23 protein-coding genes are annotated in these 21,327 nt (G+C 70.7%); 9 read left to right on the top strand and 14 right to left on the bottom strand.

Annotated elements, in window-relative coordinates; genetic code table 11:
• Nucleotides 1–9 precede the first annotated feature (9 nt).
• The 4 genes from mimD to ACIA77_RS44570 form a co-directional block, all read right to left on the bottom strand.
• Nucleotides 10–360 carry a propane 2-monooxygenase effector subunit MimD gene (mimD, locus tag ACIA77_RS44585; RefSeq protein ID WP_204095584.1) on the bottom strand — a complete coding sequence of 117 codons (351 nt, stop codon included), beginning with the start codon at nucleotides 358–360 and terminating at the stop codon, nucleotides 10–12.
• Nucleotides 357–1,460 (bottom strand): aromatic/alkene monooxygenase hydroxylase subunit beta, encoded by a 1,104-nt coding sequence (locus tag ACIA77_RS44580; RefSeq protein WP_395892234.1) that lies wholly within the window; start codon nucleotides 1,458–1,460, stop codon nucleotides 357–359. Before ACIA77_RS44580 ends, mimD begins: the two co-directional genes overlap by 4 nt.
• Before the next feature lie 57 nt (nucleotides 1,461–1,517).
• A complete protein-coding gene (locus ACIA77_RS44575; protein WP_395892233.1) occupies nucleotides 1,518–2,567 on the bottom strand; it encodes an FAD-binding oxidoreductase in 1,050 nt (349 codons plus the stop codon).
• 90 nt (nucleotides 2,568–2,657) lie between these two features.
• Nucleotides 2,658–4,295, bottom strand: a complete 1,638-nt coding sequence (locus ACIA77_RS44570) for an aromatic/alkene/methane monooxygenase hydroxylase/oxygenase subunit alpha (protein WP_395892232.1) — start codon at nucleotides 4,293–4,295, stop codon at nucleotides 2,658–2,660.
• A gap of 275 nt (nucleotides 4,296–4,570) precedes the next feature.
• On the opposite strand from ACIA77_RS44570, the gene ACIA77_RS44565 reads away from it, so the two are divergent.
• Both ACIA77_RS44565 and ACIA77_RS44560 read left to right on the top strand, forming a co-directional pair.
• The gene (locus tag ACIA77_RS44565) at nucleotides 4,571–6,352 is read left to right on the top strand and encodes a sigma-54-dependent Fis family transcriptional regulator (RefSeq protein WP_395892231.1); all 1,782 of its coding nucleotides are present in this window, start codon (nucleotides 4,571–4,573) and stop codon (nucleotides 6,350–6,352) included.
• A gap of 31 nt (nucleotides 6,353–6,383) precedes the next feature.
• On the top strand, nucleotides 6,384–6,929 hold the full coding sequence (locus ACIA77_RS44560) for an enoyl-CoA hydratase-related protein (RefSeq protein WP_395892230.1): 546 nt from the start codon (nucleotides 6,384–6,386) through the stop codon (nucleotides 6,927–6,929).
• Nucleotides 6,930–6,933: 4 nt separating this feature from the next.
• Here the strand turns inward: ACIA77_RS44560 and ACIA77_RS44555 are convergent, their stop codons facing one another.
• Nucleotides 6,934–7,965, bottom strand: coding sequence for an LLM class flavin-dependent oxidoreductase (locus tag ACIA77_RS44555; RefSeq protein ID WP_395892229.1), 1,032 nt, complete (start codon nucleotides 7,963–7,965; stop codon nucleotides 6,934–6,936).
• Nucleotides 7,966–8,114: 149 nt separating this feature from the next.
• On the opposite strand from ACIA77_RS44555, the gene ACIA77_RS44550 reads away from it, so the two are divergent.
• Nucleotides 8,115–8,645, top strand: coding sequence for a L,D-transpeptidase (locus ACIA77_RS44550; RefSeq protein WP_395892228.1), 531 nt, complete (start codon nucleotides 8,115–8,117; stop codon nucleotides 8,643–8,645).
• 28 nt (nucleotides 8,646–8,673) lie between these two features.
• Here the strand turns inward: ACIA77_RS44550 and ACIA77_RS44545 are convergent, their stop codons facing one another.
• The 4 genes from ACIA77_RS44545 to ACIA77_RS44530 form a co-directional block, all read right to left on the bottom strand.
• Entirely contained in the window at nucleotides 8,674–9,966 is a 1,293-nt protein-coding gene (locus ACIA77_RS44545) for an NAD(P)/FAD-dependent oxidoreductase (protein WP_395892227.1), read from the bottom strand.
• Between the two features lie 161 nt (nucleotides 9,967–10,127).
• Nucleotides 10,128–10,541 (bottom strand): VOC family protein, encoded by a 414-nt coding sequence (locus ACIA77_RS44540; protein ID WP_395892226.1) that lies wholly within the window; start codon nucleotides 10,539–10,541, stop codon nucleotides 10,128–10,130.
• 169 nt (nucleotides 10,542–10,710) lie between these two features.
• Nucleotides 10,711–11,496 (bottom strand): SigB/SigF/SigG family RNA polymerase sigma factor, encoded by a 786-nt coding sequence (locus tag ACIA77_RS44535; protein WP_395892225.1) that lies wholly within the window; start codon nucleotides 11,494–11,496, stop codon nucleotides 10,711–10,713.
• Nucleotides 11,493–11,942, bottom strand: a complete 450-nt coding sequence (locus ACIA77_RS44530; RefSeq protein ID WP_395892224.1) for an ATP-binding protein — start codon at nucleotides 11,940–11,942, stop codon at nucleotides 11,493–11,495. Before ACIA77_RS44530 ends, ACIA77_RS44535 begins: the two co-directional genes overlap by 4 nt.
• 207 nt (nucleotides 11,943–12,149) lie before the next feature.
• On the opposite strand from ACIA77_RS44530, the gene ACIA77_RS44525 reads away from it, so the two are divergent.
• Together ACIA77_RS44525 and ACIA77_RS44520 are read left to right on the top strand one after the other, a co-directional pair.
• The gene (locus ACIA77_RS44525) at nucleotides 12,150–12,881 is read left to right on the top strand and encodes an ANTAR domain-containing response regulator (RefSeq protein WP_395892223.1); all 732 of its coding nucleotides are present in this window, start codon (nucleotides 12,150–12,152) and stop codon (nucleotides 12,879–12,881) included.
• An 83-nt stretch (nucleotides 12,882–12,964) separates the two neighbouring features.
• Nucleotides 12,965–13,492: a bifunctional nuclease family protein gene (locus ACIA77_RS44520; protein ID WP_395892222.1), complete on the top strand. Its 528-nt coding sequence runs from the start codon at nucleotides 12,965–12,967 to the stop codon at nucleotides 13,490–13,492.
• A gap of 217 nt (nucleotides 13,493–13,709) precedes the next feature.
• Here the strand turns inward: ACIA77_RS44520 and ACIA77_RS44515 are convergent, their stop codons facing one another.
• The 5 genes from ACIA77_RS44515 to ACIA77_RS44495 all read right to left on the bottom strand — a co-directional run bounded on the left by ACIA77_RS44515 (nucleotide 13,710) and on the right by ACIA77_RS44495 (nucleotide 16,491).
• Nucleotides 13,710–13,895 (bottom strand): hypothetical protein, encoded by a 186-nt coding sequence (locus tag ACIA77_RS44515; RefSeq protein WP_395892221.1) that lies wholly within the window; start codon nucleotides 13,893–13,895, stop codon nucleotides 13,710–13,712.
• A gap of 84 nt (nucleotides 13,896–13,979) precedes the next feature.
• Nucleotides 13,980–14,405 carry an STAS domain-containing protein gene (locus ACIA77_RS44510; RefSeq protein ID WP_395892220.1) on the bottom strand — a complete coding sequence of 142 codons (426 nt, stop codon included), beginning with the start codon at nucleotides 14,403–14,405 and terminating at the stop codon, nucleotides 13,980–13,982.
• Between the two features lie 179 nt (nucleotides 14,406–14,584).
• Nucleotides 14,585–15,085: a hypothetical protein gene (locus tag ACIA77_RS44505; protein ID WP_395892219.1), complete on the bottom strand. Its 501-nt coding sequence runs from the start codon at nucleotides 15,083–15,085 to the stop codon at nucleotides 14,585–14,587.
• 51 nt (nucleotides 15,086–15,136) lie between these two features.
• A complete protein-coding gene (locus ACIA77_RS44500) occupies nucleotides 15,137–15,523 on the bottom strand; it encodes an STAS domain-containing protein (RefSeq protein ID WP_395892218.1) in 387 nt (128 codons plus the stop codon).
• Between the two features lie 155 nt (nucleotides 15,524–15,678).
• Nucleotides 15,679–16,491, bottom strand: a complete 813-nt coding sequence (locus ACIA77_RS44495; RefSeq protein ID WP_395892217.1) for an LLM class flavin-dependent oxidoreductase — start codon at nucleotides 16,489–16,491, stop codon at nucleotides 15,679–15,681.
• A 296-nt stretch (nucleotides 16,492–16,787) separates the two neighbouring features.
• Here ACIA77_RS44495 and ACIA77_RS44490 point away from each other — a divergent pair, with 296 nt between their 5' ends.
• From ACIA77_RS44490 to ACIA77_RS44475, 4 genes are all read left to right on the top strand, one after another.
• Nucleotides 16,788–18,305: a glycoside hydrolase family 30 beta sandwich domain-containing protein gene (locus ACIA77_RS44490; protein ID WP_395892216.1), complete on the top strand. Its 1,518-nt coding sequence runs from the start codon at nucleotides 16,788–16,790 to the stop codon at nucleotides 18,303–18,305.
• Nucleotides 18,306–18,411: 106 nt separating this feature from the next.
• Nucleotides 18,412–19,410: a zinc-binding alcohol dehydrogenase family protein gene (locus ACIA77_RS44485; protein WP_395892290.1), complete on the top strand. Its 999-nt coding sequence runs from the start codon at nucleotides 18,412–18,414 to the stop codon at nucleotides 19,408–19,410.
• Nucleotides 19,411–19,481: 71 nt separating this feature from the next.
• Nucleotides 19,482–20,009: a PadR family transcriptional regulator gene (locus tag ACIA77_RS44480; RefSeq protein WP_395892215.1), complete on the top strand. Its 528-nt coding sequence runs from the start codon at nucleotides 19,482–19,484 to the stop codon at nucleotides 20,007–20,009.
• The gene (locus tag ACIA77_RS44475; protein WP_395892214.1) at nucleotides 20,006–21,217 is read left to right on the top strand and encodes a cytochrome P450; all 1,212 of its coding nucleotides are present in this window, start codon (nucleotides 20,006–20,008) and stop codon (nucleotides 21,215–21,217) included. Before ACIA77_RS44480 ends, ACIA77_RS44475 begins: the two co-directional genes overlap by 4 nt.
• Nucleotides 21,218–21,327: the final 110 nt, after the last annotated feature.

Below are 21,327 nucleotides of genomic sequence, written 5' to 3'. Positions count from 1 at the left end.
GTGCGCGGGCTACTCGACCGGTTCGAGATCGAAGTCGATGTACTCGGCCGCGTCTTCCGGGTTGGCGAAGAGGATGGTCTCGTCGTCGAGGTGGACCATGCGCCCGTAGTGGGTGGACATGATCTCCTCGAAGTCCGGCTGACCGAACTCGAACCCGATCGCCTCGGAGATCTCGTCCCAGCCGAAGACGATCCGGTTCTTGCCGTCGACCCGGATCATGGACGGGTACTCCGCCACCGTGACACCCGGCTTGCCGCGCATGACCTCGGCCACGACGTAGCCGTTCTGGTTGTTCATCAAGGTGACGCCGCACATGTTGGAGGCGGTGCGGTCGACGGTGTACTGCTTGCTCGCGGTCATGAAAGCAGCCCCTTCGGCTCGTCGAGGGAGAGTTCGGACAACAGGGTGCGCAGGCCGGTGACCGACGCGTCCCAGGACTCGGCGAAGGACACGACCTTCTCCTGCGGCTGCGACCAGATCGGCTGCAGCGTGCGGGCGGCGGCCACGGACACCGGCACCCACTTCTCGAGCCACCCCGTGAGCACCTGCTTGTTGTGCGCGGAGTGGGCGGAATCGTTGGTGAGCAAGCTGAACAGGGCACGGGTGTAGCCGCGGTCCCGCTCGTAGTCGTGCTCGCCGGCCCCGACCAGCGTCGGCGTCACGTAGTCGCCGTTGCGGGCCGAAACCTGCATCACGAGGTGGCTGCGGAACAGCACCCCGACGAGCGGCTCGAACACCACGTTGGCGGCGAAGAGCGACTCGGCCCAGTCGCCGATCGCGGTCAGGCGCTCCACGTTCTCGCGGACGCCCAGCCACGCCGGGTCCTCGTGCCACACCGAACGGTGCACCGAGCCGTCGAAGTCGATCTCCGACTCGGTCAGGTCCAGGTTGTACAGCGCCAGGTCCTGGGCGAAGCGCAGCTTGTGCGCGGTGTTCACGGCGATCGCGTTGTTGATCATGTTCGTCGGGGCGGACCGCTGCTCCGAGCAGAACACGTGCATGCCGAGACCGTGCTCGGCGTGCATCCAGGCACCCAGGTGGCGCTCGACGAACTTGACCCAGCCCGGCGCCCAGTTGTGGTAGGCGCCGGCCTTCTTCGCGTTCTCGAGGTTGAGCTGGATCTGCCGGACGACGTTGGAGTTGTTCCGGTAGATCGTCTGTTCCCACTCCTCGTTCGGGTCGAGGAACTGGTGCCAGTCGGACGACTTGAGCTGCGTCCACTCCTTCGGGTAGCCACCCGGACCGTCCGCGAAGCCGTAGATCCAGCCCTGCGAGAGGTGCCGTTCGGGGTCGGGCTGGACGTCGAAGGTCACGTCCTCGTACATCGTCGCGCGGAGCTTGCGCGGCTTGAAGTAGTTGTAGCTGCGGCTCTTCGAGCTCGGGAACTCCAGCAGTCCGGCTTCGGCGCCGGTGAACTCCGGCTTGGGGAAGCTCTGCTGGGGCTTTTCCGTACTGACCATGAGCACACCTCTCTGTGTGTAGTGGCCTGCTTCGGGTGGGATCGGTCCGTGCGGGGGTTAGTCCTCCGCCGCGGCCGTGATCGTGAACTTGTCGTAGAAGACCTGATCGCCGGGCACGCCCAGGCTTTCGAGCAGGGGCAGGGCCGCGTCGATCATCGGCGGCGGGCCGCACAGGTACACGTCGCATTCGGCGAGGTTGTCCTCCCGCCGCTCGAGCACCTGGGTCACCAGACCCGTTTCGCCTTCGCCGTCACCCGGCCAGCCCTCCGGAGCGGAGTCCGACAGGCACGGGACGAACCGGAACTTCGGCAGCTGCCGCGCGAGCTCAGCCATCTCTTCGAGGTGGAAGAGGTCCCGCTCGGTGCGGGCGCCGTAGTAGTACACGACCTCCCGCTCGTTGCCGCTGTCCGCCATCTGCTGCAGCAGCGACAGGATGGGGGACATCCCGGCCCCGCCGCCCACGAACACCAGCCGCCGGTCGGAGCTGACCCGCAGCGTGAACGTGCCGTACGGCCCGGTCACCTCCAGCGGGTCGCCGGCGGACAGGGAACCCTCGAGCAGCCCGGAGAACTTGCCACCGGGGTAGCGCTTGATGATGAACTCGAGGACCCCATCGGCCACGGACGTGTTGGCCATCGAGAACGACCGGTGTTCCTCCGTGCCCGGGATCCTGATGTCCACGTACTGCCCGGGGTGGAACCTGATCCCGGCGTCGTCGTCCAGCTTCAGCCGGACGAGCGAGATGTCGTGGGTCAGGTCGGTGATCGACTCCACCGTGGTTCCCGCCGTGACGACCGGCAGGCCGGACCGGATCATGTCCTCGTCGTAGTTGGTCAGCTCGATCTCGAGGTCGGAGTACGCGTGCCCTCGGCAGAGCAGCACGAATCCTTCCTCGCTCTCGTAGTCGGCCAGCGCGAACGTGGAGTACCGGTCCATCTGCAGGTCACCGTCGAGCAAGAAGGACTTGCACGCCGAGCACTGCCCCTCCTTGCAGCCGTGCATGAGCATGACGCCCTGCCGGAAGGCCGCATCGAGGATGGTCTCGTCCTCGTCGGCCTCGATGTCGATGCCGACCGGTTCGAACCGGATGTTGTGCTTGTCGCCCATGGACGCCGCTCCTGGGGGATGGGGGCACCCACCGGGGCACCCGGGACTCGAACCCGGGAACCCCGGCGGGAACCGTTTCGGGGTGCGGCCTCAGGCCACCGTGACGTTCGGGTTCGCCTTGTACGCGGCGATGTGCGCCTCGCGCTTGGCGTCCGACATCTTGTTGAGCGCGATGTTCGGGCTGCCGAAGGTGATCCCGCGGACGTCGTTCAGCGTCCACAGCTTCTTCGGGTCGTCGAGGTCGAGGTGCGGCTGCGGGATGAGGGTCTTCCCGTCGTCGCGGACGTAGCCGAGGTCGGAGATGATGTCGGCGAGGTCCATGCCGTCGTAGAGCGTCTCCCACTCGCGCTTGCCCGTGAGCCGGCCCATGTTCGGGGTCTCGCGGCCCTCGTACTCGCCGCGGAACGCCGTGGTGTCGGTCCACGCGCAGGTCTCCGAGCAGTAGGTGCGCCACTGACCGTCGACCTTCTCGGTCACCATGTCCTCGCGGATCAGGGCGGGGACCATGCAGGTCCAGCAGCGGTGCGGGTACTCGTAGCCCACGTTCTCGAACGCGATCGGCTTGTTCTTGCCGGGGTAGCGCAGGCGGTTGTACGCCTCCCACCACTTGCCGAACTGGTTGTACCAGCCCGGGTACTTCGACTCGAACCACTCGAAGTCGGTGTCGGTCATCGGGTCGATGCGCCAGTAGTTCACCGGCCACCCGGTGGCGAAGAACTGCGCCACGCGGTGCACGTAGTGCTTGTTGATGATCCGGTTCCAGGCCTCTTCGACGAGGTCGTGGGGGATCTTCAGGCCGTACTTCTCGAGCGGGATGAGGTAGCTGCGGTAGTAGTCGTCGTAGATCCACCGCCGCCACATCTCGGCGTAGCTGTCGCGGTCCTTGCGGCGGTCCTTCGTGCCGTACTCGATGAAGGTGCCGATGGCCGCGTCGACCACGCAGTGGTTGTTCCACCAGGCGTAGCGCAGGTCGCGCTCGAGCAGCTGCCGGTTGTCCTCGTCCGCCAGCGCCATCAGCAGGATGGAGTAGCCGTTGCTGATGTGGCGGGATTCGTCGGACTGCACGGAGTGGAACACCGTGGGCAGCAGGTAGTCGCCGTTGGCCGCGGCCTCCGACGGCATGGCGACGAACAGGGTGTTCGTGAACGCGGTCTCGGCCACCACCGTGAGGTAGATGTTGGCCGCGGTGATCGCGTCACCGGTGATGAAGCCCTCGCCGAACTGCCGGCCGATGGTGCCGGCGTAGTTGTTCGAGAACGCCTTCTCCGTGATGTCGAACCCCGCGGGGTCGATGTAGTGGTTCATGTAGAGGCGCTTGAGGTTCATCTGGATCGTCGAGTGCCGGACCTCGTCGATCATCTGCACCGCGAGGCCGTTGTGCACCTCGGGGTTCGGCACCGCGTCGATGGCCATCGGCATCGCGCGGGCCGCGGAGATCTCCGGGAACGGGATGATGGACAGGAACAGCTTCTGCCACTCCATCCAGCGTTCCTGGACCTGGCGGAACATGTTGCCGCGGATGGCGCCGTCCATGGCGCCGAACACGCGGTTGTCCTTTTCCTCCTCCATCGGGAAGTAGGACCGGAGGATCTGCTTCAGCGGATCCTTCTTGGGAGCCTTGTCGAACTTGTAGTCGGTCCCGAAGCGCTTCGCGGGGGTCGCGAAGGTCGGTTCCCACGACAGCTCCGTGATCTTCTTGTGGGCCTTGCTCAGACTTTGTCGACTCACGCCGTGTACCTCCACCTGATCGGTCGTCGGCAGTTCCTGGCTCGGCTCGTTCGCGCTACTCGCGGGTGGTGATCCGGGGCCGGGCCGCCTGCTCGCCGGGCACCGGATGCAGCTCGCACGTCGCCGTCCGGACGGAGGAGATGACACCCTGCGCACCCTGTGACGGTGGTCTCAATTTGAGACAGGCAGTGGTCAGCGGTGCCGTTATGGTGACCGGTACACGACGTCGTGTGCCGGCCGGGGCGCACGGCGCCCTACTGCCGGGAGGTGAGGCTTTGACCGACGCAGGCGCCTCCATTTCGTCGCCGGACGGGCTCGCGACGGCCAGGGAGCGGTTCCTGACCACGGAAGAGGTCGACGCGGCGAGCGTCCGCAAGACGATCCTCGCGTCGTGGTGGCGGTCGAGGACGCACCAGGTGGCGGCAGACCACGTCAGAACGCCGTACGTCGAGGACCCCAACCTCGAGACGCCGCTGCTGCAGAGCGCCGGCGCGGTGCTCGACGCGCTCGAGGACAAGCTGAGCGACCTCGCCGTGAGCGTGATCCTCACCGACGACCAGTCGCTCGTGCTGGACCGCCGGACGGAGGACCGGGCGCTGGAGCGCTACCTCGACGGGGTGCAGCTCGCGCGCGGGTTCAGCTACGCCGAGGAGTTCGTCGGCACGAACGGCATCGGCACGGCGCTCGAAGGACGGCAGGCGACCGCGGTGTTCGGGCACGAGCACTACGCCGAGAACCTGGACACGCTCGCGTGCGCCGGCGTCCCGATCCGCCACCCGGTCTCGGGTCAGGTCCTGGGCCTGCTCGACCTCACGTGCTGGCGCAAGGACGCGGGCCCGCTGCTGCTGGCGCTGGCGAAGGCGACCGCGCACGACATCGAGACCGAGCTGATGAACCAGGTCGGCCTGCGGGAGCTGAGCCTGTTCTCGGCCTACCTGCGCGCGTGCCGGCGCGGGCAGGGCATCGTGCTCGCGGTCAACAACGACCTCGTGATGCTCAACGACCACGCCCGCCAGCTGCTGGTGCCCGAGGACCAGGCCGCGCTGCTGGCCCGGGCGGTCGAGGCGCTGAGCTCGCAGTCGGACCGGTCGCTGTCGATGGACCTGCCGAGCGGCGCTCGCGCGCGCCTGTCGTACACACCGGTGTCGAGCGACGTCGGCCCGGCCGGCGGTGTCGTGCGGGCCCGCCTGCTGAAGGAACCCGAAGTCGTCGCCGCGCGCGTGGACACGCGCCAGCCGGTGCTACCCGGTGTCGTCGGCACCGGGGCGTTGTGGGCGCGCGCGTGTCACTCCGTCGGGCGGTTCGCGCGCGACCGGAAGTGGACCGTGGTCGAGGGCGAACCCGGCAGCGGCAAGCTCGCCGTCGCGCGGGCCGCGCACTCCGGGGCCACGGCGAGCGCGCCGTGCGAGGTCGTGGAGCTGGCGGGCACCGGGCCGGGGGAGTGGGAGAGCTCCGTGCGGCGGGCGCTGAGCGAGGGCCCGGGCACGGTCGTGTTCCGGCACCTGGACAAGCTCCCGCGCGAGCAGCAGCGCAAGCTGGCCGCGGTGCTCGACGAGGCCCGGCTCGACGCGCGTGTGTGGGGTGTCGCGACCGTGGCCGACGGCGAGCAGGACGGTCTCGACGCCGACCTGATGCGCCACTTCCCCACGTCGGTCACGGTGCCGCCGCTGCGCCACCACATCGAGGACGTGCGGGTGCTCGTGCCGTTCCTGCTCGCGCAGCTCGGCAAGGGCCCGCTGCTGCACTGCTCGCCGGCCGCGCTGCAGCTGCTGCTGCGCGCGGAGTGGCCGGGCAACATCGCCGAGCTGCGGCAGGTGCTGCGCAAGGTCGTGCACACGCGCCGCGCCGGCGTGATCGAGCCGGAAGACCTGCCGCCGGAGTGCCGGACGGTCGTGAAGCGCGTGCTGAACCCGCTGGAGTCCCTGGAGCGCGACGCGATCGTGCGCAGCCTGCTGGACGCCGACGGCAACAAGTCCCGCGCCGCCCACTCCCTCGGGATGTCCCGGGCCACGATCTACCGCAAGATCCGGGACTACGGCATCGACATCCCGTCGTGAGCGGCTCGAGGAGTTCCCGGGAGGACGGCGCATGATCGACCTGGAGCACGACCACGGTGTCGCGGTGGTCCGGATGCACGAAAATCCTTGCGGCGCCTTGGTCCCCGAGGCGCTGGACCGGATCACCGCCGCGCTGGCCTACCTCGGCGGCTCGCACGCGGTCGTCCTGACCGGCGGTGAGGACGTGTTCGCCCGCGGCTTCGCGGGCGGCGCCACCGACCGGCTCGAACGGGCCGTGCTCGCGATCGCCCACCACCCGGCCCCGGTGGTCGCCGCACTCGGCGGCGACGCGCTGGGCGCCGGTTACGCCCTCGCGGCCGCCGCGGACCTGCGCGTCATGTCCGGCGGCCGCCTCGGCCTGGGCACCCCGGCTCCGGTGTCGGATCCGGTCGAGGCCGTGCTGCGCCGGCACGCCGGCCCGGCCTGGCCCGCGCTGCGGCGGGGTACCCGCACCTACACCCCGGAAGGCGCGCTGGTCGCCGGACTGGTGGAAACGTGTTGCGCGCCAAGGGATCTGCTGCGCGTGGCGGTGGAACGAGCGGCGCTGCTCGCCGGGGGAGCGAAGCAGTTCTGCTGACGGCTCAGCCGAACTCCTTGCGGATCTGCGGCAGCACCTCGGTGCCCAGCAGTTCGATCGCCCGCATCACCTTCGCGTGGGGCACGCCGGACCAGTCCATCTGCATGGCGTAGCGCTTCGCGCCCGTGAGCTTGCCGACCGAGATCAGCCGGTCGGCGATCTCGCCGGGGCTGCCGACGAACAGGGCGCGGGCGCCGGCGGTGTACTGGTCGTACTCGGCGCGCGTCGGCACGGCCCAGCCGCGGGAGCGGGCGCCCCACTTCATCGTCTCGAGCCAGTAGGGGAAGAAGGTTTCCTTGGCGTCCTGGGAGTTCTCGGCGACGAAGCCGATGGCGCCCATGGTCACCTCGAGGTCGTCGGCGGTGTGGTCGCCGGCCTCGCCCGCGCGGCGGTAGAGGTCCACGAGCGGCGCGAACCGCTCCGGCTCGCCGCCGATCACGGCGTAGACGACCGGCAGGCCGAGCAGGCCGGCGCGGATCGAGGACTCCGGGTTGCCGCCGGTGCCGACGGAGATGCGCAGCCGCCGGCCGTAGGGTCGCGGGTAGATGTGCGCGTTGTCCAGCGGCGGGCGGAAGCGGCCGGACCACGTGATCGGGTCTTCGCGGTCGATGCGCAGCAGCAGGGCGAGCTTCTCCTCGAACAGCTCGTCGTAGTCGCCGAGGTCCGCGCCGAAGAGCGGGAACGACTCGGTGAACGAGCCGCGCCCGGCGAGCAGTTCCGCGCGGCCGGCCGACAGCTGGTCGAGCGTGGTGAACTGCTGGTACACGCGCACCGGGTCCTCGGTGGAGAGCACGGTGACGGCGCTGGCGAGCGTGATGTGCTCGGTGACGCTCGCGGCCGCGGCCAGCACGGTCGCGGGGTTGGAGATCGCGTACTGCTGCAGGTGGTGCTCGCCGAGCCCGTAGAACCCGAGACCGAGCTCGTCGGCGAGCTTGATGCGCTCGATCGTTTCGGCGAGCCGCTGTGCGACCGGCACCTGTTCACCGGTGAGCGGGTCGGCGGGCCGGTCGCCGAAGCTGTAGATACCGAGTTCCATGTCCACTTCCTCGCGAGGTCCTCCGTCGAACCTAACGAACAATTTGCTGATGCGTCAACATTCCTGCTCGGTAGTGTCGGCGATCACGGGCTCAACCTTCCGGTCCGCTCACTCGTCGACCACCCCGGACCGGACGGACGGGAGTGTTGATGCAGGCGAAGATCTACGCGGCCGGACTGTTGGCAGTGGCCGCGGCGGCGGCGGTGACGGCGTGTTCGGTACCCCGGGAGCCCACTCCGAAACCGCTGGCGGAGGCCTCGAGCCTCGCTCCGCAGACCGCCCCGGCCAGGGTCACCACCCCGACGTCGACCACCGCGCCGCCACCGCCGTCCCCGCCCTGTGCCGTGACGACCGGCGCGTGCGCGAGCCTGTCGCTGCGGCTGGCGTGGTTGCTGAAGGACGGTGTCGTCGTGCGCGGCCCGGTCGCGATGGAGCCGGGGGACGCGAGCCAGCCGACACCCGTCGGCACGTTCGCGGTCGCGTGGAAGGACAAGGTCCACACCAGTAGTGAGTACGGCGACCCGATGCCCAACTCCGTGTTCTTCGCGCCCGGCGGCATCGCGTTCCACGCCGGGCCGCTGGACAAGCCCTCGCACGGTTGCATCCACCTGAGCGACGCCGACTCGGAGGCGTTCTTCGCCGGCCTGCCCGTGGGCGCGGCCGTCGAGGTCAAGGCTTGATCAGTCCACTGTGGAACACGGCGTCGGCTCAGTGGCGGTGCGGCAGCTCCGGGGAATCCGTGTTCAGCGGCACGGACGGCCCGCGTACCAGTCCCAATTGGACGGTCGGTCGCTTGCTCACGGTGGCGAGCGCCCAGCCGGTGGCGGTGCGCAACCGGTTGCCCGGCATCGCCAGCAGGTGGTAGCCGCGGGTCACGAGCTTCGCGGGAAACCCCGACAGCGGCAGGTGCAGCGGGTTCGCGGCCGCGTGCCCGGCGCCGAGGTCGACCACGAACCCGAGGTCGTGGTGGCGGTAGGTGCCGGCCTGGCCGTAACCCAGTGAAGCGGCGACGTTCCGGCCGGCGAGCTTGCCCTGGCGTTCGGCGTGCTGCGCGGTCATCGCCGTGTACTCGCCGGGCCGGGTCAAGTCGGGGACCGCCGCGGCGTCGCCGCAGGCGAACACCTCCGGGTAGCCGGGTACGCCGAGCTCGGTGGTCACCACGATCCGGTCCTTGGCGGTGGGGAGGCCGAGGTCGGCCACGAGCGGGTCGGGCCGCACCCCGACGCACCACACGAGCGTGCGGGTCGGCACCCGGTCGCCGGACGTGAGCGTGACCCCGTCCGGGGTCGCCTCCTTCACCGAAGTGTTCGTCAGGACCTCGATCCCGCGTTCGCGCAGCACGGTGTCGGCGGTCTTGGCCAGGTGCTTCGACAGTTCGGGCAGCACGCGGTCGGCGATGTCGAGCAGCAGCCACCGCACCGGCTGTCCCCGCAGCTCGGGGTGGCGGGCGACGAGGGCGTCGGTGAACGCCGGCCCCTGCGCGGCCACTTCCGTGCCCGTGTACCCGGCGCCCACCACCGCGAACGTGCAGCGCGCGGCGCGCTCCTGCGGGTCGGTCGCCGCGGCCGCGAGTTCGATCTGGCGCGTGATGTGGTCGCGCAGGTACAGCGCTTCGGGCACGCCGCGGAACCCGTGCGCGTTCTCGGCCACGCCGGGGATCGGCAGCAGCCGGTTGACGCTGCCGGCCGCCAGCACGAGGCGGTCGTAGGACAGGTGCCGCGTGCGGTCCTCGGGGTCGGTGTAGGTCACCGTGCGCGCGCCGAAGTCCACACCGGACACCGTGCCGAGCGCGAGCCGCACGCCCGGCAGCGTGGCGGGGATGGAGACGGTGATGCTGCGCGGGTCCAGGAGCCCGGCCGAGACCTCGGGCAGGAGCGGCAGGTACAGGAAGTAGTCGGTGGGGTTGACCACGACGACCTCGACGTCGTCGCCGGCGGTCTTCAACAGGCGTTTCGCCGCGTGGTACCCGGCGAACCCGCCACCCACGATCACGACGCGCATCAGGCCATCCCTTTCCGGTTTCCGGGTGTCGGCGGACCAGCGACGGTTACCCGGGTGCAGCCACGCGCAACCGGCTCGGCCGGCGCGCGTCCGCACCACGAACGCGCCCGGCCCGTTCGGCTGCGTTCCGATCGGACCGGGCGCGGTGGTGGACGGGGTGCTCAGCCCTGCGGCTGGGAGATGTTGACCATCCAGCCGATCCCGAACTTGTCCACGCACATGCCGAACTCGTCGCCCCACATCTGCTTCTCCAGGGGGACGGCGACGGTGCCGCCGTCGGCGAGCTTGGCCCAGTACCCGCGCAGCCGGTCGCCCTCGTCGCCGCTGAGGCTGATCGAGATGTTGGTGCCGGGGTTGTGGTCCATCCCCGGCGGGGTGTCGGCCGCCATCAACGTGAAACCGCTGTCGGTCTGCAATTGCGCGTGCATGATCTTGTCGGCCTCCGGGGCGTCCGGCATGCCGGACTCGCCGAAGGTGTTCAGGGTGAGCTCCCCGCCGAACACGTCCCGGTAGAACTGCATGGCCTGCCGGGCGTCGTCGCGGAAGCTGATGTAGGGGTTGAGGATCGAAGCCACCGGACACTCCTTCGTCGTGGACGGGAAGTGAATCCTTGCAGATGACGGGTGGCCCGACAACGGGCTGCGGCGTGGGTCGCTCTCGTGGGTGAGATCGCGGAATTCCTGTAACGCCCAGCGGTTAGACGGCGGTCGAAAAGCCTTGTGGTGAAAAGCTTTCGGCTCGGGGTCAGGGGTCGCCGGTCAGTTTTCCGCGGAGCTGTTCGAGCGTCTGCGACAGCAGGCGGGACACGTGCATCTGGGAAATGCCGACGCGGTCGGCGATCTGCGTTTGCGTGAGCCCGCCGAAGAAGCGCATCACGAGGATCGCGCGTTCGCGTTTCGGGAGTTCGCGCAGCAGTGGCTGAAGAGCTTCGTGGTTTTCGATGTGCTCCAGTTCCGAATCCTCTTCGCCGAGGGTGTCCGCGAGCGAAAGGGGTTCCGCGTCGTCGTGCACCGGCTTGTCGACCGACAGCGTCTGGTACGCGTTGCCGGCGATGAGACCTTCGTGCACTTCGGACACGTCGAGGCCGAGGTGCTCGGCCAGCTCGGTCGGCGTGGGCGAGCGGCCGAGGGTCTGCGACAGCGCGCTCGAACCGTGGCTGAGGGCGAGGTGCAGTTCCTTCAGGCGCCGCGGCACGCGGACGGACCAGCCGGTGTCGCGGAAGTGGCGCCGGATCTCGCCCATGATCGTGGGGACGGCGAAGGACAGGAAGTCCGGGCCGCGCTCCGGGGTGAAGCGGTCGATGGCGTTGATCAGCCCGATGCGGGCCACCTGCACGAGGTCCTCCCGGGGCTCGCCACGCCCGGTGAAGCGCGTGGCGATGTGCTCGGCGACGGGGAGGAACTCCGTCACGAGCTGCTCGCGCACGCGCGTTCGACGGGGGTCGTCCGCGTCGAGGCCGACGAACTCTTCGAAGAGAGGAGCCGTGTGGCTGTATTCGTCGCGGCGCCGGGTGATCGGCTGCTGGTTCACCGGATCGTCTCCGGGCCGAGGGACAGGCGGATGGCCAGGGTGTTGCCGGCGCCCGCCGCGGGGGAGCTGGTCGCCGACACGGCGGTGGCCAGGGTGGTGAGCACGTGCCAGCCGAAGCTGCGTTCGCTGGGCAGCCGGGCGTGGCGGACGTCGGTCGCCACCGTGATGTCGATGCTGTCGGGCGCGACGCGGAACCGGCACGTCATCGTCGAGCCGAGGTCGGCGAGTTCCACGAGCTGCGCGCACGCTTCGTCCACGGCCATCTTCGCGTCGGCGATCGAATCGAGGCCGTAGTCGGCGCGGGCGGCGACCGCCTGCGCGAGCATCCGCACCAGCGGGATCTGCCCGGTTTCCGCGGGCAGGCGCAACTCGACGACCTCGTCGAGCAGCTTGTCGACGGCGGGCATCCCGTGGTTCGGCGAGCTGCCGGCTCCATCGTTGTCCATGCCTTCCGCATACCCACTCGGGCGTGCTTCGACACGTCGGGTTCCCGGCTCGCGCGAGCAGCGGCGACCGCCTGCCGCACACGTGATCCCGATGCAGTAATCTCGCCCGCGGACCCGTTAAAGCGCTAGCGGCCATCGGTGGCGCGCGCCCGGGTCTCGCCTGGTCAGCTGCGCCCTTCGCGTACCAACAGAAGGGGCTTGGGGAACATGACCGGCGGCCGGAACCGGCTATCCGCGCGGCTTGACGAAGTCACCGTGGCGATGGAGTCGCTGACCGCGATGCTGGACCACCAGGAGCTCGATCTGGGCCAGATGCTGCAGGCCGTCTGCGAGCACGTCGTCGAGGTGGTGGCCGGGGCCGACATGGCCAGCATCACCTTGGTCCGGGACGGCGTCGCCGAGACGGTCGCGAGCACCGACCAGCGGGCGGTGAACTTCGACCGCGAGCAGTACCGCGTCGGGGACGGCCCGTGCCTGCGCGCGGCCGAGACCGGCGCACCGGTGCGCGTCGGGGTCGGCGCCGTGGGCGACCAGTGGCCGCAGTTCGTGTCGGCCGCCGAAGAGCTCGGCGTGGCCAGCTTCCTCGCGGCGCCGCTGACCGTCGACGGCGACATGACGGGCGCGATGAACCTGTTCGGCTTCGGTGAACACGGGTTCAGCGACCTCGAGGTGAAGATCCTCGAGCTCTACACCGCGACCGTCGTGTTCGGCCTGCGCAGCGCCCGCCGCTACTTCGACGCGAAAGAGCTGGTGGCGCAGCTCAACCGGGCGCTCGAGACGCGGGCGATCATCGACCAGGCGAAGGGCATCCTGATGGCCGCTCACCGCATCACGGCGGAAGAAGCTTTTCAACGGCTCGTGAAGCGTTCCCAGGACGGGAACCGCAAGCTCTACGACGTGGCGGCCGAGTTCGTGGCCGCCGTGTCCAGTTTTACCTGACCCGATCGCGCGCACACGCGTGCTCACGCGCGACACTGGGTATGTCCCTCCGGGGACTCCAGTTCGGAAGCAGGTGAACCACAATGGTGCAGGTGCGAGTCCAGGGGCTGGCCGTCGTCGCGCAGGAGGTGGCCCCGGTGGTGCTGCTGCGCGAGGAGACGGGACTCCGCCGCTGGCTGGCGATCACCATCGGCGCTCCCGAGGCGCAGGAGCTGGCGGCGGCGCAGGAGCAGGTCGTGTCGGCCCGGCCGGGCACGGTGGAGCTGATCCTCGAAGTGCTCTCCGCGTTCGGGCAGCGCGTCGAGAGAGTCGAGGTCACGGAGTTGCGTGACAGCATCTTCCACGCCGACCTCGTGCTGGCCGACGGCGTGCGCGTGTCGGCGCGGCCCAGCGACGCGATCGCCGTGGGCCTGCGCGCCCACGCGCCCATCGAGGTCGCCGAGGACGTGCTCGCCGAGGCCGCCGTCGACGTGACGGTGGCGGGCGGGGACGACCCGGCCGAAGCGCTGGGTGGCGACCCGGCCGAGAGCAGTGAGGATCAGATCCGGCAGTTCCGTGACCTGCTCGACGAGGTCAGCCCCGACGACTTCCGCGACCCCGGGCCCGCCTGAGCGGGAATACCGATCGCCGCTCGTGATGTTGAACGAGCTGGTCGATGCGCTTCGTGTCCCCCGGGCTCACCCCTGTGCCCTCGCGGAATTCCGTCCGGCTGGAGCCGCGTCGCGCGATTTGCCGAGAGGCGAACACAGCGTGTCGGCCGACGAGACGATGGCCCCTGACCTGGCTCCGGTCGGGGGCCATCCTCGTGTGCTGGGGGCGCTCCGGTGCTCAGCCACGCAGTTCGGGTGGCTCCCCGTCGACGCCGAGGTCGGTCTCCGCGTCGAAGGCGGTGTGCTCGTGCCCGGCCACCGGCTGGGCGAGGTCGGTGCCGAGGTCGAAACCCGCGTGCTCGGCGGCTTCGGCGAGCCCGTCCTGGTCGTCGGGGTGGTGCCGGTGGTGGTGGCGCTCGATCATCCCGACATCTTGGACAGGGCCGTCCCGGCCGGGCAACCAACGGAGGGTGAACGGCTCAGGCGGGTCGGGGTGCGACCCGGGCGCTCAGGTGTTCAGCCGCCGCTGTCCGGGCACCTCGACGCCGGCGAGACCGGCGGCGCAGCCCGGGCGTTCGCAGCCGAGCGGCAGGAGGTCCAGCAGCCGGCGGACCGCGTGGGAGTCGCCGGGGTCGACGTAGAAGTCGGTGTCCAGGAGTTCGGCCAGCAACTGCATGCGGCGCAGCACTTTCAGGCCCGCGACGGCGAGGAACGTGGTGCGGCCCAGGTCGACGATGACGACGCCGACGGTGCTGCGGATGCGTGATTCCAGGACCTCCGCCAAGTGGGGCGCGGTGCACAAGTCCACTTCGCCGACCACCTCCACCACGGACGCGCCCGGCACGGGGCGGTGTACGTGCAGGCGCAGCAGGCCCTTCGGATCGACGCGGTCGGTCGGCGGTAGTGGTGCTTTCGTGTGGCGTAGGGCGCTCATCGCGGCCCGCCTCTCGTCGGTCGCACCCCGCCCGGGGAGTGGTGGAGAGGGGCCGGAGTCCGGGACCCAGCCGATCGGCACCGGCCCTCCCGGCGCACGGGAGTGATGGCGGCTGGTGGCTCAACCGATGTGCCCACGGTAGTGCAAGTGCACTAGAGCCGCCAGCCGCCGGCCGGGTGTTATCGCCGGATCTGCTTCGAGGCCGCGATGTAGGTGTTCGAATCGCCGAGGAACGAGAGCACCACGCCGATCGCCGCCGCGAGCCCGGACAGGTAGCTCAGCCAGGTGCCACCGCTGCCCGCGACCAGGGACAGGACCTGCAGGACCGTGAGCACGGTGAGCACGATCCGCGCCCAGTTGCGCCCCGCCCGCAGCTTCACGGCGAAGAGCACGTAGAGCAGGGCGATGACGATCGCGATGACAACGGCGACTCCGAGCGCGATGTTCGCGGCCTGGGTGAGCTGCTCCTCGCTCAGCGCGCTGTTGGCCCGGCGGGCGGCGTCGATCAGCTCGTTCTTCTGCCCGAACAGCAGCAGCGCGCCGACGATGCCGATCACGGTGGAGACGATGAACGCCCAGAACGCGCCGGTGATGGTGGCGGGCACGTCAGGGCGCGGGGGTTCGGAATACGGCGGTGGGGGCTCGCCCGCTCCGTCGGGAAACCGCGGCAGATCGCTCATGAGGGGACATTAGGCCCAGTACCGCCGGCCCGCACCCCGGCGCGGGCGGGATCAGGGAGAAGGAACGTCTTCCGTGGCCTTTTCGAGCGTCGGGTGGATCTCGAGCACCGCGTCGAGGTGCAGCAGGCCGATCGGGCGCAGCAGGCCGCGCTGCTGGGTAACGATCCGGAACAGCACGCCGGCCTCACCCGCGCGGTTGCGGATGTCGATCAGCGCCGACAGGCCGCTGGAATCGCAGAACGGCACCTCGGACAGGTCGGCGACGAGCACCTTCGGCCGCGCCTCGAGTTCGGCGGCGAGCTGGTCGCGCAGCAGGTCCGACACGGCGGTGTCGATCTCACCGGCCGCGGAGACGATGGTCGTTCCGGACCCGCTTTTCGCGGTGATGTCCAGCGAAGGCACGCGCCGCAGGCGAGGCGCTCTGAGGTCGTCGGTCACGGCGGGTTCCTCCCGGCTCACGGGCCCCGCCGGGCATCCGCCGGCAGCAGGCCCTGCGTCCGGCGCGGTGCCGGACGCGGTCTGGTGGCGGCTGGGTGCTCAACCGGTCTTGCCTCGAACCTAACAGGCGGTGGCGGGCCGGGCAGAGCGAGCCGTCACCCGCGTGGCGGCCCGGCGTCCACCACCGCCAGCGACAGCTCCAGCGGGTCGAAGTGGATCAGCGACTCCAGCCACCACGTCATGCCCGCTTCGGTGAGCGAGGCGAGATCGACCTTCGGCGGCTCCTCCCACGCGGGGCTCGCGTTGCCGGCCACCGCGACGTCGAACGGCCGGTCCGCCGGCCGCACCGCGGCGACGAGCCGGGCGAGGTCCGCCGGCGCCGGTGGGTGGGGTCCGGCCAGCGGGAAGATGCCGTCGCCGGCGGCGGCGCGGGCGAGGACCCGCGGGTGCTCGGCGGACATCGCCGTCCAGATCGGGATGCGGTGCGGCTCGGGCGCGCTCGCGTCGAGGTCGGCCTGGAAGTGCGTGCCCCGGTGGTGCACGGCTTCGCCCGCCCAGATCGCGCGGACGAGCCCGAGCGCCTCGTCGAACTTGGCCGACCGGTCGGCGAGGGGCTCGCCGAAGCGGCTGAAATCCCCGGATTCGTCGGATCCGAGGCCGGTGCCGACGACGAGCCGCCCGCCGGAGAGCCTGCTGACGGTCGAGGCCTGCCGCGCCAGCACCCACGGCCGGCGGCGCGCCGGGGGCGTGACCATCGGGCCGAGCCGGATCGTGCGCGTCGCCTGCGCGATCGCCCCGAGCGTCGTCCACGGGTCGGCGATCGGTGCGGTTCCGCTCGCGACGTGGTCCCACAGGAACACCCCGTCCCAGCCGGCGGCCTCGGCGCGCACGGCGAGGTCCACCAGCACGGCGGGGTCGCCGAACGGCCCGAACGGGGGCAGGTACAGGCCGTGGCGCACGGTGCTCATCGAGTCTCCTCACACTCCCGGGGCGGGCTGCGCCACGATAACGAGCACCCACTCGGCGGGCTGAATTGCCTTGCCGCGCAACGGGATCCCGGCGTGCGGGGTACCGCTGAGCGGCACCCGGCCGGGGCAAACCGCCTGAACCACGGGAAAACGGCGGCCGGGAGCTTGTCACCGGGCGCGCGGTTTGGTTGTGTCGAGCCGGATCCCGGTCGCGGCCGCCAACGCGGCAGGGGTCGCCGCGGCGCCGTCCCCGCGCCGTGTCCGGTGGGTTTTCCCCGTGAAGCGAAGGAATCTGCATGCCGCGCTTGCGAAGAGTGCTGTGTTCGGTGACGGCCGCGGCGGCCGTCGTGACCGTGGCGGCCGGGTCGGCGACCGCCGCGTCCGAACCCCGGGCCGCGTCAGCGGTGCCGGCCGCCGAGGCCCCGGCGGTGCCCGCCGCCGTCTCGCAGACCGTCCACGAGTGGCTCACGAACCCCGGCGACGCCACGCCCGTCGACGCCCAGCTGCCGTGGCAGACCCCGGCCGCGGACGCCCCGACGACGATCCGGCTCGATCCGAACGTGAAGTTCCAGACCGTGTCCGGGTTCGGCGCGGCCATCACCGATTCGTCCGCCCACGTCCTCTACGGTCTCGCGCCGCAGGACCGCGACGAGGTCATGAAGAACCTCTTCGACCCGCGCGCCGGCGCGGGCCTGTCCTTCCTGCGCCAGCCCATCGGCGCGTCGGACTTCGCCGTGGGCCAGGACTACAGCTACGACGACCTGCCGGCCGGGCAGACCGACTACGCCATGAAGCACTTCTCCATCGCCCACGACGAGGCCCAGATCCTCCCGCTCGTGCGGCAGGCGAAGAAGCTCAACCCGAAGCTGCAGATCGTGGCGAGCCCCTGGAGCATGCCGGGCTGGATGAAGACCTCCGGCTCGATGATCGACGGCAAGCTCATCGACTCGCCGCAGATCTACCGCGCCTACGCGCTCTACCTCGTGAAGTTCGTGCAGGCCTACCAGCAGGCCGGTGTGCACGTGGACTACCTGACCGTGCAGAACGAACCGCAGGCGCTGGAGCGGAACAACTACCCGGGCACCGACCTGCCGTGGCAGCAGGAGGCGAAGGTCGTGGAGGCCCTCGGCCCGGCGCTGCGCGGCGCGCACCTCGACACGAAGATCCTCGGCTTCGACCACAACTGGGCCGAGCACCCGGGTGACATCGCCTCGCACCAGCGCGCGGGGGAGGATCCGCAGCCGGAGTACCCGTACGACCTGCTCTCGACGCCGGCCGCGAAGTGGCTGGCGGGCACCGCTTACCACTGCTACTACGGTTCGCCGGACGCCCAGACACCGCTCAAGGCATCGTTTCCCGGCAAGGACATCTTCATGACCGAGTGCGAGGGCGGCGACTCCTCGACGATCCTCGGCGTGATGAAGAACTGGGGCCGCAGCTCGATCGACTGGAACATCGCGCTCGACGAGAACCACGGCCCGCACCTGGGCGGCTGCGGCACCTGCAACGGCACGATCACCGTGAACTCGCAGACCAAGGCCGTGACCTACAACGACCAGTACCGCGACCTCGAGCACTTCTCGAAGTTCGTGCCGCCGGGCGCAGTGCACGTCGCCGCGTCCGTGGTCTACACCAGCGGGAACAGCACGCCGATCGAGGCGGTCGCGTTCACGAACCCCGACCGCTCGACCACCGTCGTCGCGGTGAACACCGCGAAGATGGAGCAGAAGTTCACTGTGGTGTCGGTTGATCGTTCGTTCGACGCGACCGCCGGACCGGGCGCCACCGTCACCTTCCAGTGGGGCGGCCGCTGACCGACCGGGTGGTGCGGGGCGGCGCAGCGCCCGCCGTCCCGCACCGCGCGCGGTACGTTCGGGTTACCCGGACGAAGGAGCGGTCATGACGGGAGTGCCCGCGACCATGCGCTCGTGGCGCGTCACCGCGCCCGGCCCGATCGGCACCGGCCCGCTGCGGCTCTCGGCCGGCCCGGTTCCCGAACCGGCGCCGGACGAGCTGCTGGTGCGGGTGCTCGTGTGCGGGGTGTGCCGCACCGACCTCCACGTCGTCGAAGGTGATCTGCCGGTCCACCGGCCCGCGGTGACCCCGGGGCACGAGGTGGTCGGCGAAGTGGTCGCGATGGGGGAGACCGCACGCGGGTTCGGGCCCGGCGACCGCGTCGGGGTCGCCTGGCTGCGCCACACGTGCGGCGAGTGCAAGTTCTGCCTGCGGGGCGCGGAAAACCTGTGCCCGTACTCGCGGTACACGGGCTGGGACGCCGACGGCGGGTACGCCGAGTACGCGGTCGTCCCGGCGGCGTACGCGCACCACCTGCCCGCCGGGTACACCGACGACGAACTGGCGCCCCTGCTGTGCGCCGGGCTCATCGGGTACCGCGCGCTGCTGCGGGCCGAAGTGCCCGAAGGCGGCCGGCTCGGTCTGTACGGCTTCGGCGGCAGCGCGCACCTCGCGGCGCAGGTGGCGATCGCACGCGGTGCCACGGTCCACGTGCTGACCCGCGGCCGCGCGGCGCAAGAGCTCGCGCTCGAACTCGGCGCGGCTTCGGCCGGGCCCGCCGACGCGGCGCCGCCCGAGCCGCTGGACTCGGCGATCCTGTTCGCGCCCGCGGGCGGGCTCGTGCCGGTCGCGCTGGCCGCGCTCGACCGCGGCGGCACGCTCGCGATCGCCGGGATCCACCTCACCGACGTGCCGGAGCTCAACTACCAGCGGCACCTGTTCCAGGAGCGGCAAGTCCGCAGCGTCACGGCCAACACCCGGGCCGACGCCCGCGAGTTCCTGGACTTCGCCGGGCGCCACCGGCTGCACGTGACGACCACGCCGTACTCGCTGGCCGACGCGGACCGGGCCCTCTCGGACCTCGCCGCGGGCCGGTTCGCCGGCGCCGCCGTGCTGCGCGCCTGACGGCGATTTTCCCCCGGCTGCCGCCGTTCGGCCGTTGCTGGGTCACCGAGACCTAGGTTACGGTGACCTAGATGTGGATCGACGTCCTGCTCCTGGCCAAGCTCGCCGCGCAGCCCCTGCACGGGTACGAGCTGCGCAAGCAGGTCGAGGAATCCAGCGGCCGGGCGCTGTCGAACAACTCGCTCTACCCGACGCTGCGCCGCTTCGCCGAAGCCGGCGCCGTCACGCGGGTCGACGAAGCGCAGGACGGCAAGCCGCCCCGGCACGTCTACACGATCACCGACGTCGGCCGCGAGCTGCTGCACGACCTGCTCGCGGACCTGCCCGCCGAACTGGCCGGCGACCCCGCCGAGTTCTTCGCGCGGCTCGCGGGGTTCGGCTGGCTCGAACCCGAGGAACGCCTGCGCGTGCTCGACGCGCGGGAACACGCGCTCGTCGCCCAGTGCGAACGCCTCGCCAAGCTCGCCGCCGCGCAGGAGGACCCGTGGAGCCGGCTCGTGCTGGCCGAGGTCGCGCGCCGCGGCGAGCAGGAACAGAGCTGGCTCGCCACGGTGCGTGCGCGGGCCCGGAAACCGTCACCCGAGGAGGAGTCCCGATGACCACCACGGAGCGCCCGCGGCTCCCGTTCGACCGGCCCAACGTCCTGGAGATCGCGCCGCTGTACCAGGTGTTGCGCCGCGAAGGCCCGATCGTGCGCGTGACGACGCCGGCCGGTGATCCGGCCTGGCTCGTCACGCGCTTCGAAGAGGCGCGCGCGGTGTTCGCCGACGCGCGGTTCGGCCGCTCGCACCCGAAACCCGAAGAGGCGTCGGCGGTGTCGGACGCGGCGGTGCTGGCCGGCCCGCAGGGCAGCTACGAGAACGAGGAGGCCGAGCACGCGCGGTTGCGGCGCCTGCTCGTGCCGTCGTTCTCGGCCAACCGGATGCGCAAGCTCGGCGAGCACATCCAGGCGCTGGCCGACCGGTGCCTCGACGAGCTCGAGGCGGCGCACGACGCGGCCGGCGGCACGCCGGTGAACCTGCACGAGTACCTGTCGTTCCCGTTGCCCGTGCTGGTGATCTGCGAACTGCTCGGCGTGCCCTACGCCGACCGCGCCAAGTTCCGCGACCTGTCCGACCGCATCGGCGTGCTCGACAGCGGCGGCGACGCGCAGGTCGCGATGGCCGAGTTCACGGCCTACATGGCCGAGCTGGCGGCGAAGAAGCGCGCGGAGCCGGCGCCGGACGTGGTGTCGGATCTCGTTGCCGCGCAGGCCGACGACCCGGCGTTCACCGACGACGAGCTGGCCCGCCTCGCGGCGGGGCTGCTGTTCGCCGGCCACGAGACCACGTCGAACCGCATCGACCTCGGCGTGCTGTTCCTGCTCACCGAACCGGCCCGGCGCGACGCGCTGGCCGGGGACGTCGAAGGCCGGCTGCACACCACCGTCGAGGAGATCCTGCGGATGTCCGCGCCGGGTGGGCTGGGCCTGTTGCGCTACGCCCACGAGGACGTGGAGCTCGGCGGGGTCACCATCAACCGGGGCGACGCCGTGATGATCTCGACCGCGTCGGCCAACCGCGACGCGAGCGTGTTCGCCGACCCGGACGAGTTCGACGCCGAGCGCAAGCCCAATTCGCACATCGCGTTCGGCTACGGCGGCTTCTTCTGCATCGGCGCGAGCCTCGCGCGCACCGAGCTGCGGGTCGTGTTCGGCACGCTCTTCCGCCGCTTCCCGCACATGCGCCTGGCCGTGCCGGTCGACGAGCTCGACGTGCGCACCAACCGCCTCACCGGCGGCGTGTCGAGCGTGCCCGTCACCTGGTGACGCCGGGGCCGCACGCCACGCGGCGTGCGGCCCACTCCAAGCGGTGGGTCAGGCGATGGCTCCGCCGTTGACCTAGACGACCAGGCCCGAGACCCAGCGGGCGGGGCCCG

The sequence above is a fragment of the Amycolatopsis sp. NPDC051903 genome (assembly GCF_044452505.1).
Lineage (GTDB): Bacteria > Actinomycetota > Actinomycetes > Mycobacteriales > Pseudonocardiaceae > Amycolatopsis.
Note: the sequence above shows the minus strand (reverse complement) of the source record. Positions and strands in the feature narration are given on the sequence as shown.

Bases quoted from the DNA above. Each gene is read 5' to 3' on its own strand.
- mimD (WP_204095584.1), bottom strand. From the start codon at position 360: ATGACCGCGAGCAAGCAGTACACCGTCGACCGCACCGCCTCCAACATG.
- ACIA77_RS44580 (WP_395892234.1), bottom strand. From the start codon at position 1,460: ATGGTCAGTACGGAAAAGCCCCAGCAGAGCTTCCCCAAGCCGGAGTTC.
- ACIA77_RS44575 (WP_395892233.1), bottom strand. From the start codon at position 2,567: ATGGGCGACAAGCACAACATCCGGTTCGAACCGGTCGGCATCGACATC.
- ACIA77_RS44560 (WP_395892230.1), top strand. From the start codon at position 6,384: ATGATCGACCTGGAGCACGACCACGGTGTCGCGGTGGTCCGGATGCAC.
- ACIA77_RS44555 (WP_395892229.1), bottom strand. From the start codon at position 7,965: ATGGAACTCGGTATCTACAGCTTCGGCGACCGGCCCGCCGACCCGCTC.
- ACIA77_RS44550 (WP_395892228.1), top strand. From the start codon at position 8,115: ATGCAGGCGAAGATCTACGCGGCCGGACTGTTGGCAGTGGCCGCGGCG.
- ACIA77_RS44545 (WP_395892227.1), bottom strand. From the start codon at position 9,966: ATGCGCGTCGTGATCGTGGGTGGCGGGTTCGCCGGGTACCACGCGGCG.
- ACIA77_RS44530 (WP_395892224.1), bottom strand. From the start codon at position 11,942: ATGGACAACGATGGAGCCGGCAGCTCGCCGAACCACGGGATGCCCGCC.
- ACIA77_RS44525 (WP_395892223.1), top strand. From the start codon at position 12,150: ATGACCGGCGGCCGGAACCGGCTATCCGCGCGGCTTGACGAAGTCACC.
- ACIA77_RS44520 (WP_395892222.1), top strand. From the start codon at position 12,965: ATGGTGCAGGTGCGAGTCCAGGGGCTGGCCGTCGTCGCGCAGGAGGTG.
- ACIA77_RS44515 (WP_395892221.1), bottom strand. From the start codon at position 13,895: ATGATCGAGCGCCACCACCACCGGCACCACCCCGACGACCAGGACGGG.
- ACIA77_RS44510 (WP_395892220.1), bottom strand. From the start codon at position 14,405: ATGAGCGCCCTACGCCACACGAAAGCACCACTACCGCCGACCGACCGC.
- ACIA77_RS44505 (WP_395892219.1), bottom strand. From the start codon at position 15,085: ATGAGCGATCTGCCGCGGTTTCCCGACGGAGCGGGCGAGCCCCCACCG.
- ACIA77_RS44495 (WP_395892217.1), bottom strand. From the start codon at position 16,491: ATGAGCACCGTGCGCCACGGCCTGTACCTGCCCCCGTTCGGGCCGTTC.
- ACIA77_RS44490 (WP_395892216.1), top strand. From the start codon at position 16,788: ATGCCGCGCTTGCGAAGAGTGCTGTGTTCGGTGACGGCCGCGGCGGCC.
- ACIA77_RS44485 (WP_395892290.1), top strand. From the start codon at position 18,412: ATGCGCTCGTGGCGCGTCACCGCGCCCGGCCCGATCGGCACCGGCCCG.
- ACIA77_RS44480 (WP_395892215.1), top strand. From the start codon at position 19,482: ATGTGGATCGACGTCCTGCTCCTGGCCAAGCTCGCCGCGCAGCCCCTG.
- ACIA77_RS44475 (WP_395892214.1), top strand. From the start codon at position 20,006: ATGACCACCACGGAGCGCCCGCGGCTCCCGTTCGACCGGCCCAACGTC.